Source organism: Dyella sp. GSA-30 (assembly GCF_027924605.1).
Taxonomy (GTDB): domain Bacteria; phylum Pseudomonadota; class Gammaproteobacteria; order Xanthomonadales; family Rhodanobacteraceae; genus GSA-30.
Map to the genome: position 1 here is coordinate 4055903 of NZ_AP027042.1, position 17619 is coordinate 4073521.

Annotated in this window: 11 protein-coding genes; 2 read left to right on the forward strand and 9 right to left on the reverse strand. The window is 61.0% G+C overall.

The window, feature by feature from the left end; translation table 11 throughout:
- The 6 genes from QMG46_RS16935 to QMG46_RS16960 form a co-directional block, all read right to left on the reverse strand.
- The gene (locus QMG46_RS16935; RefSeq protein WP_281849024.1) at positions 1-1776 is read right to left on the reverse strand and encodes a glycoside hydrolase family 15 protein; all 1776 of its coding nucleotides are present in this window, start codon (positions 1774-1776) and stop codon (positions 1-3) included.
- 8 nt (positions 1777-1784) lie between these two features.
- On the reverse strand, positions 1785-3326 hold the full coding sequence (gene zwf, locus QMG46_RS16940) for a glucose-6-phosphate dehydrogenase (RefSeq protein WP_281849025.1): 1542 nt from the start codon (positions 3324-3326) through the stop codon (positions 1785-1787).
- 117 nt (positions 3327-3443) lie between these two features.
- Complete coding sequence (locus QMG46_RS16945; protein ID WP_281849026.1) at positions 3444-3728, reverse strand: hypothetical protein; 285 nt, start codon at positions 3726-3728, stop codon at positions 3444-3446.
- A gap of 329 nt (positions 3729-4057) precedes the next feature.
- Positions 4058-6205: an elongation factor G gene (gene fusA, locus QMG46_RS16950; protein WP_281849027.1), complete on the reverse strand. Its 2148-nt coding sequence runs from the start codon at positions 6203-6205 to the stop codon at positions 4058-4060.
- Positions 6206-6298: 93 nt separating this feature from the next.
- On the reverse strand, positions 6299-7669 hold the full coding sequence (locus QMG46_RS16955; RefSeq protein WP_281849028.1) for a CoA transferase: 1371 nt from the start codon (positions 7667-7669) through the stop codon (positions 6299-6301).
- A gap of 101 nt (positions 7670-7770) precedes the next feature.
- Positions 7771-8163, reverse strand: coding sequence for a hypothetical protein (locus QMG46_RS16960; protein WP_281849029.1), 393 nt, complete (start codon positions 8161-8163; stop codon positions 7771-7773).
- Positions 8164-8320: 157 nt separating this feature from the next.
- On the opposite strand from QMG46_RS16960, the gene QMG46_RS16965 reads away from it, so the two are divergent.
- Both QMG46_RS16965 and QMG46_RS16970 read left to right on the forward strand, forming a co-directional pair.
- Positions 8321-8785, forward strand: a complete 465-nt coding sequence (locus tag QMG46_RS16965; RefSeq protein WP_281849030.1) for a MarR family winged helix-turn-helix transcriptional regulator — start codon at positions 8321-8323, stop codon at positions 8783-8785.
- A 73-nt stretch (positions 8786-8858) separates the two neighbouring features.
- Positions 8859-9284 (forward strand): organic hydroperoxide resistance protein, encoded by a 426-nt coding sequence (locus tag QMG46_RS16970; protein WP_281849031.1) that lies wholly within the window; start codon positions 8859-8861, stop codon positions 9282-9284.
- 179 nt (positions 9285-9463) lie between these two features.
- Here the strand turns inward: QMG46_RS16970 and QMG46_RS16975 are convergent, their stop codons facing one another.
- From QMG46_RS16975 to QMG46_RS16985, 3 genes are all read right to left on the reverse strand, one after another.
- Positions 9464-11062, reverse strand: a complete 1599-nt coding sequence (locus QMG46_RS16975; RefSeq protein WP_281849032.1) for a GMC family oxidoreductase — start codon at positions 11060-11062, stop codon at positions 9464-9466.
- 128 nt (positions 11063-11190) lie between these two features.
- A complete protein-coding gene (locus QMG46_RS16980; protein WP_281849033.1) occupies positions 11191-14007 on the reverse strand; it encodes a TonB-dependent receptor domain-containing protein in 2817 nt (938 codons plus the stop codon).
- Between the two features lie 167 nt (positions 14008-14174).
- A complete protein-coding gene (locus QMG46_RS16985; protein WP_345781773.1) occupies positions 14175-17585 on the reverse strand; it encodes a GH92 family glycosyl hydrolase in 3411 nt (1136 codons plus the stop codon).
- Positions 17586-17619: the final 34 nt, after the last annotated feature.

Consider the following 17619-nt stretch of genomic DNA (forward strand, 5'->3'; position numbering starts at 1 on the left):
TCACAACCTGGCCTCCATCGCTCGCGCCAAGGCAAAGGCGGCATTGACCAACGCCACATGACTGAACGCCTGCGGGAAATTGCCCAGGTGGCGCTTATCACGTGGGTCGTATTCCTCGGCAAACAGCCCCACATCATTGCCTAGTGCAATCAACCGCTCGAAAAGTTCGCGCGCCTTGTCCAGCTCGCCCTGCAGCACATAGTTCTCGACCAGCCAGAAACTGCACGCCAGGAACGCACCCTCCCCTGGCGGCAAGCCATCGACACCGGTCGCGGTTTCATAGCGCAGCACCAGGCCTTCGGTCAGCAGACGCTCCTCGATACGCGCCACCGTATTCCTGATGCGCTCATCCTCGGGCGGCAGGAAACCCACGGTAACGAGTAACAGCAAGCTGGCGTCCATTTCCCTGGAACCATAGGCCTGGGTAAAACAGTTGTGCTCCGGATCGATGCCGTGCTCGCAAACGCTTGCATGGATACGGTCGGCGACGTCGCGGTAATGCTGGCGCATGGATTTATCGGTGGTGTGGTCGCTATGGGCAGCACGATCGAAAGCGACCCAGGTCATCACCTTCGAATGCACGAAATGGCGAGGCTCCGCACGGATTTCCCAGATGCCTTGATCGGGTTCCTGCCAGATAGTTTCCAGACGGTCCAATAACGCATCGCGTACAGCCAGGCCATGTTCCACCACCGGCAAGCCGCGCTTGATGGCAGCAGCCATGGCATGCGAAAGCTCGCCGAAAATATCCAACTGCATCTGCTTGGCTGCCGCGTTGCCTACGCGGACCGGACAGGATCCTTCGTATCCCGACAGCCAGGGAATCGTCCATTCATCCAGACGCCGTTCGCCCCGCAAGCCATACATGATCTGGATCTGGTCCGGGCTGCCGGCAACGGCGCGAATCAACCAGTCGCGCCAGGCCAGCGCCTCGTCGTCGTAACCCGCATTGAGAAACGCGAGCAGGGTCAGCGTCGCATCGCGCAACCAGCAATAACGGTAATCCCAGTTGCGTTCGCTGCCGATAAATTCCGGTAGCGATGTGGTTGGCGCAGCGACGATGCCGCCCGTCGGCAGAAAACTGAGCCCCTTGAGCACGATCAACGAGCGCTTGACGATGGGTGCCCAGGGACCGGCACCCACACACCGCCCGGACCAGTCGTACCAGAACGCCTTGGTCTGTTCGAGCGCCTTGTCGGCATCGATCGGTTCGGGCGCATCTACATAAGAGGGTGCGTGGCTCAATACGAAAGACACCGACTCGCCTTCGGAAAGCGTGAAGTCGGCCACCGAATGACCATCGTCGCCACGAATTTCTACTGTCGAGCGCAGAATGAGCTGATCGGGACCCGCGACCAGCCGATGCGTCTGCTCTTCGACCTTGCTCACCCAGGGCACCGTCGTGCCGTAATCGAAACGCACCACCAGCTTCAGATGCATGTCGACCGTGCCCTTGACGCCGCGCACGATGCGTACGATATGGCTGCGCACGGGATCGGTCGGCATGAAGTCGACCAACTCGACCTGCCCCTGCCCGGTTTCGAACAAGGTCTGCAGCACCAGGCTACCGTCGTCGTAATGGCGCGTCGCCTTGATCACATCGGCCACCGGCGCAATGCACCAGCAGCCGTTTTCATCGTCACCGAGCAGGGCGGTAAAGCAGGAGCCGGAATCGAAATGCGGCAGGCAAAGCCAGTCGATCGACCCATTGATGCCGACCAGCGCTGCCGTCTTGCAGTCGCCGATCATGGCGTAGTCTTCGATGCGGAGCGCCATGGCCGGCCTCAGCCGATCTTGCGCCATGCACGCCCATCGCGCTGCAACAGCGCATCCGAACAGGACGGGCCGTCGCTGCCGGCCGCGTAATCGGGAAAGCCAATGGATTTGCGACTGCTCCAAAGGTCCAGAGCCGGTTGCACGACGCGCCACGCACCTTCGACCTGATCGGCACGCTGAAACAGCGTTGCATCACCGATGAGGCAATCGAAGATCAGCGTCTCGTAACCATTGGCCGGCGCCTGCTGAAACCAGTCGGCGTATTTGAAATCCATCGACACGCTGTCGAGTTCCATCCGTGTACCCGGCTGCTTGGCACTGAAGTGCAGACGAATACCTTCATCGGGCTGGATCTGGATGATCAGCCAGTTGGCGCCCAGCTCTTCCACCGGAGCGTCCTTGAACAAGGCATACGGCGCCGCCTTGAAGCGCAGCGCGATCTCAGTCCAACGCTTGGAGAGACGCTTGCCGGTGCGCACATAGAATGGCACGCCGGCCCAACGCCAGTTGTCGATCTCCAGCTTCATCGCGACATAGGTTTCGGTATCGGAATCGGGCGCCACATTCGGCTCCTCGCGATATCCCGGCACCTCGGCATCGCCGATCCTGCCGGCACCATACTGTCCACGGCAGACATTCTCGGCTTTTACCGGATGCATCGCCGAAAACACGTCGGCCTTCTTGTTGCGTACATCGTCGGCGGCAAACGACACCGGCGGTTCCATCGCCACCATCGCGATCAACTGGAAGACATGGTTGGGCACCATGTCACGCAAGGCACCGGTGACTTCATAGAAACTGCCGCGCTTTTCCACACCCACCGTTTCGGCGGCCGTCACCTGGACGTGGTCGATGCGGTCGCGATTCCACATATGCTCGAACATGCCGTTGGCGAAACGAAACGCCATGATGTTCTGCACGGTTTCCTTGCCGAGGAAATGGTCCATGCGGAACACCTGGGTCTCGTGGAGCACCTTGAGGATGCGCTCGTTCAACGCCTTGGCCGAATCGAGATCGTGGCCGAACGGTTTCTCGACGATGACCCGGCGCCAGTGCTCGCCCTCCTCCTTGGTAAGGCCAGCGGCGGCAAGCTCGTCGATGATCGGCCCGAAGAAGCGGTCGCCTACCGCAAGATAGAACAGGGTATTGCCGCCGAGCTGGTGCTGCTTGTCCAGCTCCGACAGGACATCGCCCAGATGCTTATAGGTATCGGCCTTGGTGATATCGCCGACGACAAACGTCGCATTCGCGGTCAGCCGCGCCCAAACCTGCTCATCGACCTGATTGTTACCCGCCGGCGCGTTCTGCAGCGTGGTGGCGAGAAACTCTTTCAGCCCTTGCGTCCACGCCTTGGCGTCGCTGTCGTTCCGATCCACGCCAACCAGCACGAAGTTATCCGCCAGCTTGCCGGCACGACAAAGGTTGTACAGCGCCGGTACTACCAGGCGCTTGGTGAGATCACCGTTGGCGCCAAAGATCACCATGGCTGCGGGGGGCGCCACTTTGCGCGGCGCCGAAGACTTCGCAGACTCTTTCGATTGATCGCTCATGCATCCATCTCAGCAGGCTTAAAACCCGCATAGCATGCACAGATCGGGTCGAGCGAAGCGTGAACAAACCGTTCACGGCTGGCTGAGCGTCAGGCGCTCTTCTCGTTCGGTTTCACGTCAAGCCAGGTAGGCGGCAAAAACAGCGATGAGAACCGGAACATAGAGAATCAACATCGCGCGAGCTACATAAAGGCCGTATTTTATTTTCGCACCCAAATGACCCGGCAACTTCGAATCGAGCATCATGTCCCAGATCGCGATCGCGCGTTTCATGCCGACCTCGGCGTCAGGCTTGAAATACGTCGGATCGGCCCGTGCTACCTCCGACCTGACCCATCTGACAAGGACATAGTAAATCGCGGCATAGCCCCACATGATCAAAATAACGACATTGGCGCTCACATCATCCCCCCCGGGTCAACATTTCGAAAATCCTATTCCGCGGGATCCGCGCAGATCGTCGCCCTGTCGGAGCGAGAAACGGTCACAGATCCCGGGATGGCATCATTTTTCAAAGCTTGTCTTTTCAATCGTGCCATCCCGCGACCACAAGCCACCTGGGCGTGTATGCCGTGAAGAACGCTAGCGCTAAAGCTTCGTCGCCACAACTGGTAAGACTTTTTTTCGGACAAATCCGATAATTCTTGAGGGCTGCTACGACGCCCTGGCTAAAAAAAACAAAAAGCCGGCTAGTCACCGGCTTTTTGTATATCAACCACCTTAGCCAACGATTACTTGGCCTTGGTTTCCTTTTCCATCAACGTGGCGACCATATTGGCCGGCACTTCCTGGTAACGGTCGAACTCCATGGTGAAGTTGCCGCGGCCGCTGGTGGCCGAGCGCAGGAAGTTGATGTAGCCGAACATTTCGGCCAGCGGCACATAGCCCTGGACGAACGACGACGTACCACGCTGGCCCTGGTCGCTGACCGAGCCACGACGACGGTTGATGTCGCCGATGACGTCGCCGAGGTAATCGGCTTCGGTCACCACTTCGAGCTTCATCACCGGCTCGAGCAGCTTGGGCTTGGACATCTTCTGCGCTTCGCGGAAGCAGGCGCGACCGGCGATTTCGAAGGCCAGCGCCGAGGAGTCGACGTCATGGAACTTGCCGTCCACGAGGCGTGCCTTGAAATCCAGCACTTCGTAACCGGCGATCTGGCCCTGGCGCGACTCCACCTTGATGGCGTGCTCGACGGCCGGGATGTATTCGCGCGGCACGCGGCCACCGACCACTTCGTCGGAGAACACCACGCCCGAACCCGGCTCGCCCGGCTCGAAGATGATCTTCACTTCGGCGAACTGACCCGAACCACCCGACTGCTTCTTGTGGGTGTAGACATGTTCGACGGTCTGACCAAAGGCTTCGCGGAAGCTGACCTTGGGCTTGCCCATGTTCGCTTCCACACCCAGCTCGGTGCGCATACGATCGATGGTGATTTCCAGATGCAGCTCGCCCATGCCCTTGAGCACGGTCTGACCGGTTTCCTGGTCGACTTCCATGCGCAGCGACGGATCAGCCTTGACCATCTTGTAGAGCGCGGTGGACATCTTGTCGATGTCGTTGCGGCTCTTGGGCTCCACCGCCACGCTGATCACCGGATCGGGGAAGCGCATGCGCTCCAGCAGCACCGGATGGTTCGGATCGGTGAGCGAGTCGCCGGTCTCGGTTTCCTTCATCGACACGAAAGCGCAGATGTCGCCGGCGCGGACTTCGTCGATTTCCTTGGTGGTGTTGGCTTGCACTTCGACGATACGGCCGATGCGCTCTTTCTTGCCGCGGGTGACGTTCTGCAGCGTGTCGCCCTTCTTGATCACGCCCGAGTAGATACGGGTGAAGGTCAGCGTACCGAACTGGTCGTTGATGACCTTGAAGGCCAGCGCGCGCACGGGTGCGTCGTCGGTCACCAGCTGTTCGCCGATGACGTTACCGTCTTCGTCCACCATCGAGATGCCGCCGTTCTCGCCCGGGTACGGCATGTAGTCGATGACGCCGTCGAGCAGCTGCTGCACGCCCTTGTTACGGTACGAGGAGCCGCAGAACACCGGCACGATCTCGCCCTTCACGCAACCCTTGCGGATGAACTTCTTGAGGTCTTCGATCGACGGCACGGTGCCTTCGCCAAGATAGGCGTCCAGCGCGGCTTCGTCCTGCTCCACGGCCGTCTCGATCGACTGCATGCGCAGCTCTTCGAGCTTGGACACCCACTCCTTGTCGGCGGCCGAGGCGAAGTTCTTGATCTTGTCGTGGCCGGCGATGTCGGCGAGCGGGATGGTTTCCCACTTGCTGTCCTTGTCGTCGCCCAGCCAGATGTAGCCGACGCCGGCGATCAGGTCGGCCATGCCGATGAATTCGTCGTGGCTGCCCAGCGGGATCTGGCACAGCAGCGCGTTGGCGCCCAGGCGGTTACGGATGCCGTCGACGCAATGTTTGAAGTTGGCGCCGATACGGTCCATCTTGTTGACGTAGCACATGCGCGGCACGTTGTACTGGTCGGCCAGACGCCAGTTGGTCTCGGTCTGCGGTTCCACACCGGCCACGCCGTCGAACACCACCACGGCGCCGTCGAGCACGCGCAGCGAACGGTTCACCTCGATGGTGAAGTCCACGTGTCCGGGGGTATCGATCACGTTGATCTGGTGACCCTTCCACTCGGTCGACACGGCGGCCGACTGAATGGTGATACCACGCTTGCGCTCCTGCTCCATGTAGTCGGTCGTGGTCGAGCCCTTGCCGTCCTTCGTGTCATGCACGTCGACGATCTGGTGCTTCTTGCCGGTGTAGTACAGCACGCGCTCGGTCGTGGTGGTCTTGCCGGCGTCGATGTGCGCAATGATGCCGATGTTACGGTAAAGCGAAAGCGGTTTCTGGCGTGCCATAGTGGCCGGCTCCGAGATTTATCAGACGATGGTAAACCGCTAATTATACGCGCAAATGATTGCCAGTGGTGGCTTGTGTGACGCCGAAGTGCGTCAGGGCGCCTGCCAGGCAGGCGTAGACGAACCCAAAGCGCTCGCAGGCCTTGAGAAATGCAGGCCGAGCCCTCCCATCGATACGGGCGATATCAGCCTCTGCGCCGGCCCCCATGCGGTGGTTTCGATGTCCGGAGCCCGGTCGAGTTCGGTTTCCGGCGCCAGCGCGGACGAATCTGACTGCCGGCCCAGATCGAGCAGCAGCTTGGCCGTGCGAGCGAGGGAGAGCCGCGTGATGCAGCCGAAGCCATCGCGCCGGCGATGCGCAAGGCCACGGAGCGCCGCGGCAGCCATCACATAACCGGTACCGTGATCGAGTGCCTGCACCGGTAGCGGTACCGGCTGCTCGGCCCCACGCCAGTCCATGCCGTCGTGCGCGATGCCTGTGCTCATTTGCACCAGGCTGTCGAACCCCCGGCGACCGGACCAGGGCCCGGTCGCCCCGTAGGCGTTCAGGCTAACGTCGACCAGGCCCGGACGAAGCCTTTGCCGTGTTTCGGCGTCATAACCAAGCCGGTCCAGGGCGCCGGTACGGTAGCCGTGAATTAGCACATCCGATGTCGCCAGCAGGGATTCGAAGATGGCGCGATCGCCCGTCGAGCGCAGATCGAGCCGCGCGCAACGCTTGCCCGGCGTCACCTCCGGTATCAGCGCGGGCTCGTCCCAGTCAGGCGGATCGATGCGCAACACCTCGGCACCCCAGCCGGCAAGAAAACGCGTCGCGACCGGTCCGGCCAGTACACGCGTGAGGTCCAGCACGCGAATGCCGGCGAGCGGACGCAACGCGTCGATCGCTGAGCCGCCATCGGCAGCCGATGTACCTCGTTCGTTATGTATCAAGGGCTCCGCGTTCACCGCCCTGCCCTGGGGATGATCGCTCCACTCGGCGACGCTGTGCATCTGTGCGGCACAGCCGCCGGCCTCGACGATCGCTTGCTCCAGCTCCGTCGCATTCCACCGGGATACCGCCGATGCCATGGCCTGCTTGTCCGCATGCGGCCCCAATACCCGCTGGGCGGCAGCCCGATGCGCCGGCGCATTGGTATGTAGACGAATCCAGCCATCCTGCGCACGGTAGTCTCCCGCCAGCGCATCCCATGGCGCCGGCGGCATCCAGCCTTGTGGCCGGATAGATGCGTAGAACCACATCGAGGCAAGCCGGCGATCGATGACAATGCCTTCGCTGTGGCTATCGATCCATTCGTCCAGCGCCAGCGCGGCGGCCGCGATGGTGGCGCTGGCAAAATCAGTCACGAAAAAGGCCGAAGGTAACGCGCCTTCCGAGGTCAAAGACAGCGTATCCAGGCGGCTGTGATCGCCACCGCATGCCGACCATACCGTCTCGGTCAATGCGTATGCCCTGTCGCTCATCGCCTGCTTTCCCGCCGGTTTTACCGCGGGCGATTGTGCAACATCAGCTGCACAGGTATCGAGTGAAGCAGTCGCTGTCTTGACTGAAGAGTCAGGCGCGGCTAAGCCGAGGTATTCAACAAAGTGCCCGAACTGCTGTCCCCCATCTGCGTCAAAGCCTCGGCCAGCTTCTGCATGGCCGATTGCAATTGGCCCAGTGTCGTCGCAACGCCGGACTGCGCCGCCGTCACCCGGGCAAGCGTTGCCGGGTTGTCCGGGCTGCTTTGCGCGGTGGCCGTCTTGAGTTCCTGCTGTTCGCGCTGTAACTGCTTCTCAAGCTGCTCGATCAGCTTGAGCAAGGCCTCGACCGCCGGACTGCTCTGCGACTTGGCGCTGCCGCTGTCATTGGAGGCCTGCGTCGTGGGACGCGACTGGATATCCACATGTGCGCCACTGCTGCCGTTCGCATCGGCAGACGAGATCGAACGGACATCCACTTTGGGTGGGGTGATCATCGAACTTCCGCGGATTAGTCCCTTAATGCGTTTCTCATCGTCCACGTCGGCAAGAACTTTAGCCGCAGTTCGATCCATGCCGCCAAAATGAATGAATGATAAATATTCCATATTGATCGCTTGCAATTAAATAGCACGCTATGTAAATTACGAGCCCATGAAGACCCAGCCCTCCATCAGCAAGAACGATCTGCCTGCGCCGACGCTCGATGGCCAGTTGTGCTTCGCGCTGTATTCGGCCGGTCTGGCCATGAACAAGGTCTACCGGAAGCTGCTGCGCGAGTTGGACATTACCTATCCGCAATACCTTGTCATGCTGACCCTGTGGGAAAACCCGAGCATGAGCGTGTCCGAGATCGGCGAACGCCTGTATCTGGATTCGGCAACGCTCACCCCCTTGCTCAAACGCCTGGAAGCTGCCGGCTTTGTGTTGCGCCAGCGCTCCCGTGAAGACGAACGTCAGGTTGTCATCACCCTGACCGAGCAAGGGCGCAAGTTGAAGTCAAAAGCCAGCGATGTGCAGTTCGGTGTTTTTTGCGCAACGCAATGCGCGCCCGACGAGCTGATGAAGCTCAAGGACGATCTGCAGATGTTGCGTACCAAGTTGTCCAGCGAGAATTGAAAGCAAACCTTTTTTCGATCATAAACATAGCGCGCTATTAAATAGCTAGCTATCCATACCCAGGAGAGAGACCATGAGCATCCAGAACGTTCTTTATCGCGCCCAAGCCAAAGCCACCGGTGGTCGTGACGGCCGCGCCGTTTCGTCCGACGGCGTCCTCGATGTACAGCTGACCACCCCCAAGGAGTTGGGCGGTAACGGTGCGCATGGCACCAATCCGGAACAGCTGTTTGCCGCCGGTTACTCGGCTTGCTTCCTCGGCGCGTTGAAGTACGTCGCCGGCCAGGAGAAGAAGGCGCTCCCCGCCGACACCTCCATCACCGGCCAGGTCGGCATTGGTCCGATTCCGACCGGGTTTGGTATCGAAGTCGAATTGACCATCTCGATCCCGGGGCTGGCTCGTGAAGAAGCCGAAGCGCTGGTGCAGAAGGCGCATATCGTGTGCCCGTATTCGAATGCTACGCGCGGCAATATCGATGTGACGTTGACTGTGGTTTGATTCGATTAAAAGAATGAAGAGGAAGGCCGCCTGGTGATGCAGGCGGTTTTTCTTTTTTTGGTGTGGCGAGGCTTAAGAGCCCCCCCCCCCCTCACCCCAACCCTCTCCCCTGGCTTTGCCGGGGGAGAGGGTTGGGGTGAGGGGGGAGCTGGAGGCGATGCGAAGCGAGCCTGCTGGCCTCAAGAAAGCATCAACGAAGCCGCACGCTCGGCAATCATGATCGTAGGCGCATTGGTATTACCGCTGATCAACGTCGGCATCACCGATGCATCGACAACACGTAGACCATCGATACCGCGCACACGCAACTCGCTGTCGACAACGGCGTCGTTGTCATTGCCCATCCGACACGTGCCGACCGGATGATAAATCGTCTCTGCACGGCGACGGATAAAGTCCTCGATATCCGCATCGTTCTGCAGCACACGCTCGGGATAGCGCGGTTCGCCGCGATGCGGCGCGAATGCCGGCTGATTGAGAATGGTCCTCGATACCTTGGCCACCTCGATCATCAGCTTCAGGTCATGCCCTTCCGGATCGCTGAGATAGTTGGCGTCGATAGACGCCGCCCTGGTCGGATCGGGCGACGCCAGGCGGATACGGCCGCGGCTACGCGGGTGCAAGTAGCACGCATGCAAGGTGTAACCCCGCCCCGGCAATTCCCGATTGCCGTGATCGTCCAGCTGCGCGGGAATGAAGTGAAACTGGATATCGCAGCGGTCGTCCTGGGCAAAGCGGCTCCGCACGAATCCGCCGCCCTCGGCGGCGTTGCTCGTGCCTGGTCCATCGCGATGCATCAGATAGCGCAACGCCACCGCCGGTTCGTTGAGGTGATCGTACGTCACCGGCCACGTGGTACCGGTGACCGAGCAGATATCCAGATGATCCTGCAGATTGCCGCCCACACCGGGCAGGTCCGCAGCAACATTGATACCCTGACTGCGCAGATGATCGGCAGGACCCAGCCCCGATAGCATCAACAATTGCGGGCTGTTGATCGCACCGCCGGCAAGAATGACCTGGTTCGCCTCGATCCGGCTGCCATCGACAAGCTCCACGCCATAGGCCCGACCGCGATCGATCAATACCCGCGCCACCTGCGCGCGCGTGCGTACCTCGAGATTGCCGCGTGCCCGTGCCGGTTGCAGATAGGCGGTTGCCGCCGAGCATCGGCTGCCGTTGCGCTGGGTAACCTGATAAAGCCCGAAGCCCTCCTGCGCGGCGCCATTGAAGTCCGAATTGCGGGGGTAGCCCGCCTGGACCCCGGCCTCGACAAAGACGTCCGACAACGGATGGTGATAACGCAGATCCGAGACCCCAAGCGGGCCGTCCGCGCCATGCAAGTCGTCGGCGCCGCGCGTATTGCCCTCGGAACGACGGAACCATGGCAATACCTGATCCCAGGACCAGCGGGCATCGCCGGTCGCCTGCACCCAGGCGTCGTAGTCCTCGGGCACACCCCGGATGTAGCACATCGCGTTGATCGAACTGGAGCCGCCCAGGGTCTTGCCGCGCGGCCACCACAGACGCCGGCCGCCCAGTTGAGGCTGCGGCTCGGTGAAATAGCTCCAGCCGAACCAGCGCCCGCCATACAGACGCCGCAGCCCGCGTGGGTAGCCGACCAGTTTGGCCAACCCGATGGGCATATGGATCAAGGGATGCCAGTCGGCCGGCCCGGCTTCCAGCAACAAGACCTTCTGGGCAGGCAACTCGCTCAATCGATGCGCCAGTACGCAACCGGCCGAGCCGCCGCCAACGATCACGTAGTCGTACGTCATGCCGTCCCCTTCCCTTGAGCGTCGAGGGATCATGCGCGAGTACGAGGCACTTGGAAACTTGCGGCGCAGCGAAAAAAAACGTGCCGCCCGAAGGCGGCACGTCGCTATGGTCTGCCGGGACTCAACAATCAGTTGTCGAAGTCGTAGCCCATTTCCACATAGACCGCACGGCCCAGGGCACTGTAGTTGCCCTCGTCGAAGTACGGCCAGTTGCCGTTGGTGTTGTCACGCGGCGGCTTCTTGTTGGCGATGTTGTTCATCACCAGCGAGATCGATGCCTTCGGCGTGATCTTGTAGTTCACGCTGCCATTGAAGGTGATCCACGGACCAATGTCCTTTTCCGTGCCGATCGCGTTCCAGGTCTTGCCGTTGCGGATACCGAATACCGTGGTGCTCCACTTGCCGATATTCCAGGTCGCCGTGCCGGTGACGCGGCTCTTGAACTCATCGGAGTTGTCGCAGCACAGGTAGTTCAGCGTCTGATCGCCCGCCTTTTCCTGATAGGTGTGCTTGAACTCGTCGTAGTAATCCAGACCCAGCAGGAAGCTACCGAAGTTCGCCGTCTTGAAGTGGTAGTTCAACGACGACTGGACGCCAGTCTGGTACTCGGTTGCCACGTTGATCGGGTAGGTGTCGACTTCGTTGACCGCACTGGGGTTGATCGGCGCGGTCGCCGAGTTGCGCTTGACCTCACCGATCACCTGCTGACAGGTCGGCGAATTGATATCGAAGGTGGTCTGACCATTCTCGGACACGCCCAGGCGGCAGTTCGCTTCCTGGTTGAGGATTTCGTCGCTGCTCAGCGTGACCACTTCGTTGGAGATGCGGATGGCGTTGTAGTCGACAGACCAGCTCAACGCATTGTCCGCCGTCGACCAGACGAAGCCGTAAGTGAACGTCTTGGCCGTGATGTCCTTGAGCTTGGTATTGCCCTCGGACACCGCCAGCGTCTGAATGCCAGACTGCGGGCAATTGTTGTAGTTGGAAGAGTTATACCCGCCCTGGCGACACAGATAGTAGTCGGTGTTGGTCGAGTACCCGCTCGAATGCGACGAGAACAGGTAGAACATGTCCGGCGCACGGAACGCGGTCGAGTAACTGCCGCGCAGCAGCAACGTATCCATCGGGCGGTATTCCAGACCCAACTTGTACGTGCCCTTGCCCGGCGTCTGGCCACCGTACTTGTAGCGGTCGAAACGGCTGGAAAGATCGACCGTCACCGTCTCCAGCACCGGCACGCGCATTTCCGCACCGATCGCATAGGAGCTGCGCTTGCCCGAAGCGACCGTCGTGCCACCCACGCCACGGAAATAGCCTTCGGCCGCCAAGGGGCTGGCCGAGTGGTTATCGAACCGCTCGTTACCGTTCTGCGCGATCAAGGCAAAACCGACGTCGCCAGCCGGCAGGGTGAACAGGCTCGGCGTGTTGGCGGTGATCGTCTCGTTCTGTGTCCATGACATCGAATCGGCGCGATCGGTGGCGGTGAACTGGTTGTAAAGCGCACGGGTGATCGGCTGATACAATCGATCTAAATTCGGGGCGTAAATCGCATAGCCGTTGGCATCGGTGCCCAGCTGCGGCCCGAGGTAGTACTGGTCGACGCCGTTATTGGCCAGGAAGTCCTTCGAATTGCGGACCACATTGGACTGCGAGCGGTTGTAGTACGCGTCGTAGTTCCAGCTCGACGAGCCGATCTGGCCCTTGATGCCGAATGTGACGTCATAGGTACGCGTATAGACGTGCTGATAGGTCGCGTCCGCACCCACTTCTTCCGGTGCATAGATGCGCTGCCACTCTTCGTACTGGCCGCTGGTCTGGTTGTAGAAGGTGTTGTTCCAGAACGGACTGCCACCCGAATAGGTCGGGTTGCTGAAGCTGTACAGCATTTGCGAATACAGCTCGGTGGTGTCGTTGATGTGGTAGTGCATGTTGAGCAGACCGTTGGCTTCGGTGCTCTGGTTGCTCAAACTTGCCTGGGCCACGTTGTTCGGACTGCCGCAGTAGTAACCGAGGTTGGAACCCGCACGGAACGAATAAGCCGTGCTGTCGCGATACAGATAGCTCAACGGTGCGCAGGTCGCCGCACCCGGATCGATATAGTGCGCATTGTCGCCCGCGGCCATGCGCAGGAAGGTGCGCGACGGCACGCCCGGCTTGCCGGTCGGGTCGTCGTTATACGAATCGATATAGCTGCGCTGGTAGGCCCAGACCGGATCTTCTTTGGAAATCTGGACGCCGCCGCTGATGTCGAAGTTGCCCCAGGTGTGGCCCGAGCTGACCTGCAAGCGCTTGTTCAGACCGCCACCGTCGCTGTAGTCGCCCACACGCAAGGAAACGTGCGTGCCATCGACGTGGTCCTTCATCACGATGTTGACCACACCGGCAATCGCCGACGAGCCGTAGATCGACGACTGGCCACCGGTCAACACGTCGATATGGTCGATCAAGCCGACCGGAATATTCGCGATATCGGTGATGTTGTTATTGCCGTTGTATGCGAGCGGATAGCTCGCCATCGGACGGCCGTTGAGCAGGGTCAGGGTGAAGCTCGGACTCAGGCCGAACAGACTGATGGTCTTGGCGCCCGGCGTAAAGCCGCCGGTGAACTGCGGGTCCTGCACCGAGCCATTGGCGATCGGCAAGGCACGCAAGGCTTCGAACGTGTCGGCAAAACCCTGACGATCGATATCCTTGGCGGTAATCGTGGTCTGCGGCGACGGGCCTTCGATCTGCGCACGCGGAATCAGGGAGCCCGTAACCTGCACGGCCTCCAGCTTCTTGACCTTCTTGTCGTCGGCGCTGCTCGTGGTGCTGCTGTCATCCTGCGTGGCGGTCTGGCCATTGCCGGCAGGCGGTTGCGCCGGCGGTGCATCGCCAGCCAGGGCCTGCGCAATGGACAACGCCAGGATGGACGTTGCAAATGCGTATACGAATTTCGGTTTCATAAAACGACGGTACTCCCCAATAACGTGTCGAAAAGGCCGTCTATGCGACGGCACCACCACGAACAACGTCCTTTTATTGGCCGCAACACAGCGAGCAGCACGATCGAGTCGCACTACCCAGGGCGTCCCCTGCGGCCTCCAGCTCCTGTCCTATAGCGACCCGGTTCCTAAGATGGATTCCCGAGCCACTCGATTTCTGCAACCACCACGCCATGCGCGCCTTGCACGTGCCAGCGGTAGTAGCTGTAGTTCCCCGGATGGGCGACCCCGAAGGCACGCGTCTGTCGACGCCATGCGAACTGCTCGCCCTGCCGCTTGTCGATCACCGTCCAGTGCTTGCCGTCGGTCGAACCCTCCAACACCCAATCGGAAGGATCGCTACCGGCCTTGGCCGAGGACGTCAGCGTGTACATCTGCACCTGTTGCGCGGCGGGCAGCTGCAACCGCACCTCGCCGTTCTTCAGACTCGCTTCGGTATCGGACGTGTTGTCGCTGATCGCCTTGGCCGCGGCGGCATCGCCATCGACTGTGACCTGCGCACCGCTCACATCGGCAAGGTCGGTCATCGGCGACGGAGCGCCGTTGCCGTTAGTCAACGATGGCAGACGAGCATCGTCACCGGTGCCCCAACGCGATGGCGTCGGGCCCATGTCAAACACCAGGTGCGCGCCGTGGGCCAAGTCATCCTGGCCGATCCAGGTCTTGTCGTAAGGTTTGCCGTTGAGCGTGACGCTCTGGATATACCGGTTGCGATCGCTGACCTGAGGTGCATCGATCACAATCTCCGCACCGCCTTGCACGTGAATCTGCATATGCGGGAAATACGGTGCGCCGATCGCATAGGTCGCCGTGCCGGCACGCAGCGGATAGAAGCCCGCCGCACTGAACACCCACCAGCCCGACATCTCGCCGTTGTCCTCGTCGCCCGGATAACCCTGGCCGATCTCGCTACCCACATACAGACGCGACAGCGCATCGCGCACCTTATCCTGCGTTTTCCACGGTTGGCCGGCGACGTCGTACATGTAGAGGATGTGATGCGACGGCTGGTTGCTGTGGCCATACTGGCCCATGCGCACGTCGCGCGCTTCGAGCATCTCGTGGATCACGCCGCCGTATTCGCCGACGTGGAAGTAGCCCGGCGCACCGAAAAATGCGTCGAGTTTCTTGGCCAGGCCGTCGAAACCACCGTACAGATTGGCCAGGCCCTGCCCATCCTGCACGCCGCTGTCGAAGGCCATGTTCCATGCATTGGTTTCGGTATAGTCGCCACCCCAGGCAAAAGGATCGAAGTTCTTGGCGTCGATGCGCCACTGACCATCGGGTTTGCGTCCCATGAAGAAGCCGGCGTCGCGATTGAACAAACGCACATAGTTGCGCGCACGGCTGCTGAAATAGCGCGCGTCATCGGCGTAGCCGCGATAGGTATCGCCGGGCACGGGATGTTCGGCGAGGTTCTTCGCCAGTTCGGCGATGCCGAAATCGTTGAGGTAACCGGCCATCGACCACGACAGGCCTTCATCGGTCGAGTTATCGGTATAGCCGGTAAAGATCGAACGCTGCACGCCCTTGCGCCCGGCGCCGGCGATATCGCTGACGACGGTCGCATCCTTCAGGGCCGCCTGATAGAACGAGCGCACGTCGAAACCATGGATGCCCTTGTTCCAGGCATCGGCAAATGCCACGTCCGCACTGGTACCGACCATCAGGTCGGCATAGCCGGGCGACGACCAGCGCGCGATCCAGCCACCGTCACGGTACTGCTGCACGAAACCGTCGATCAAATGGGCAGCGTCATGGGGCGTGAGCAAGGTATAGGCCGGCCACGCGGTGCGGTAGGTGTCCCACAGACCGTTATTGACATACGGCTTGCCCGTGACGATGCGCGCACCCGTCTTCGTCGGCGTGTTCTCGCCCGTCGCTGAGGAGAACGGACTCGCATAGCGATAGTCCGGCTTCGCTGCGGTACCGACGTTTTCGAACGCCTCGTTCGGATACATGAAGAGGCGATACAGATTCGAATAGAGCACGGTCTTGTCGCGGCCGCCGGCACCGGGGATCTCGACAATGTTCAGCAGCTTGTCCCAGCTAGCAGCCGCGGCGGCCTGCACACCTGCAAAGGTCGCGTCGGCAGGCAACTCCATATCGAGATTGTGCTTTGCCTGATCCACGCTGATCAGCGAAGTCGCAATGCGCATGCTCACGGTCTTGTTCGCATGCGTATCGAAGCCGAACCAGGCCGCGACATGGTCCCTGCCCTGCCCGGTCAATCGACCGCTTTCCTTGACCGGCTGATCGAACACGGCATAGAAGAACATGCGCGTCGCGCCGGTCGACAACTGGCTGGCAACATCCGAGTAACCGCTGATGCTCGCATGCGCGGCATCGAGCTCGATGCCACCCTTGTCGTTGCGGTTGTCGAATACCAGCTGCGAACGGTCGCCGGCAAAGCTGAATTGCATCATCGCCGCGTGATCGGTCGGCGTCATCCTGGTGACGATGCCATTGTCGAACGTGACCTGATAAAGGTCGGCACGCGCGATTTCGTTGTCGTGCGAGAAGCTCATCGCACGCTTGGCGCGGTCGAGCGTCGGCTCGCCGCTGGCAGCGGCCGCCGGCATCACCTGGAAGGTCTGGCGATCGCCCATCCAGGGGCTGGGCTCGTGGCTGAGCGAGAAGGCTTCGATGCGCGGACGGTTATCCGCGCCATTGTGGTCCTGGTACTGATACATCCAATCCGAGCTGGCCACCGTCACCGGCGTCCAGAAATTGAAACCATGCGGCACGGTAGCCGCCGGAATGTTATTGCCACGCGAGAAGTGTGCGTTGGCATTCGTGCCACGCCGCGTATCGACATATTCGTGCGGCGCGAGCGCATCGCCCGGCGCGGTCGATGTCCCCAGCCGGATATCGTCGATATAGCCGTGAAAGGCCGGACTGCCTGCAGGGGCATCTTCCACCAGTTCGATCGCGGCGATCTTTCGGCCCGCAGCAACGGCACCGATATCGATGTCCACCATGTTCCACTGATTGCCATGCAGGATGCGCGCATCGCCTTGTGCAGCCGCCTGCGCGGCCGTGCGATGCTGATCGGTCGCGCCCAGGCCGGAGAGACGCTTGCCGTCGGTGAACAACACATCGACCGCCACGTGCTGCGCCGGCGCGGCCGTGTCGTCTTCGACCATGACCGGAAAGATCAGATAGGACAGATGCAAACCCGAAGCGGCGCTCAGACCTTCGGGCTTGAACAGCGTCGTACGCCGCTCGGCGCGTTGCGCCACCGCGTCCGCGTCGTAGCGCAGCGCGTGCAAACCGGTAAAACCGGCCCCCGGTTTCGCCGTCAACACTTCGTTCTTGGCCGGACCGGCCACTACCGAAGTACGCCACCCGGCTACTGTCTTTGATGCCAAGGCCGGCTGGCCGTCTTCGAACGAATCGAAGAACGCGGCCTTCGCCGTCTCGGCATAGGCAGGCAGCGATGGCAACGAGACCAACGCCATGGCGATGCCTAGCGTCAACGACGACCAGCGCGTGCCCATCCCGGTGTTGCTGTTTTGTAGCTGCAGCCGCTTACCCATCCAGCTCTCTCCCCGTGCGATGCGGCGTCTGCTC

Excerpts from the sequence above, each read along its gene's own strand:
- QMG46_RS16975 (WP_281849032.1), bottom strand. The coding sequence starts at position 11,062 with ATGACGTACGACTACGTGATCGTTGGCGGCGGCTCGGCCGGTTGCGTA.
- fusA (WP_281849027.1), bottom strand. The coding sequence starts at position 6,205 with ATGGCACGCCAGAAACCGCTTTCGCTTTACCGTAACATCGGCATCATT.
- QMG46_RS16965 (WP_281849030.1), top strand. The coding sequence starts at position 8,321 with ATGAAGACCCAGCCCTCCATCAGCAAGAACGATCTGCCTGCGCCGACG.
- zwf (WP_281849025.1), bottom strand. The coding sequence starts at position 3,326 with ATGAGCGATCAATCGAAAGAGTCTGCGAAGTCTTCGGCGCCGCGCAAA.
- QMG46_RS16955 (WP_281849028.1), bottom strand. The coding sequence starts at position 7,669 with ATGAGCGACAGGGCATACGCATTGACCGAGACGGTATGGTCGGCATGC.
- QMG46_RS16980 (WP_281849033.1), bottom strand. The coding sequence starts at position 14,007 with ATGAAACCGAAATTCGTATACGCATTTGCAACGTCCATCCTGGCGTTG.
- QMG46_RS16985 (WP_345781773.1), bottom strand. The coding sequence starts at position 17,585 with ATGGGTAAGCGGCTGCAGCTACAAAACAGCAACACCGGGATGGGCACG.
- QMG46_RS16935 (WP_281849024.1), bottom strand. The coding sequence starts at position 1,776 with ATGGCGCTCCGCATCGAAGACTACGCCATGATCGGCGACTGCAAGACG.
- QMG46_RS16970 (WP_281849031.1), top strand. The coding sequence starts at position 8,859 with ATGAGCATCCAGAACGTTCTTTATCGCGCCCAAGCCAAAGCCACCGGT.
- QMG46_RS16960 (WP_281849029.1), bottom strand. The coding sequence starts at position 8,163 with ATGATCACCCCACCCAAAGTGGATGTCCGTTCGATCTCGTCTGCCGAT.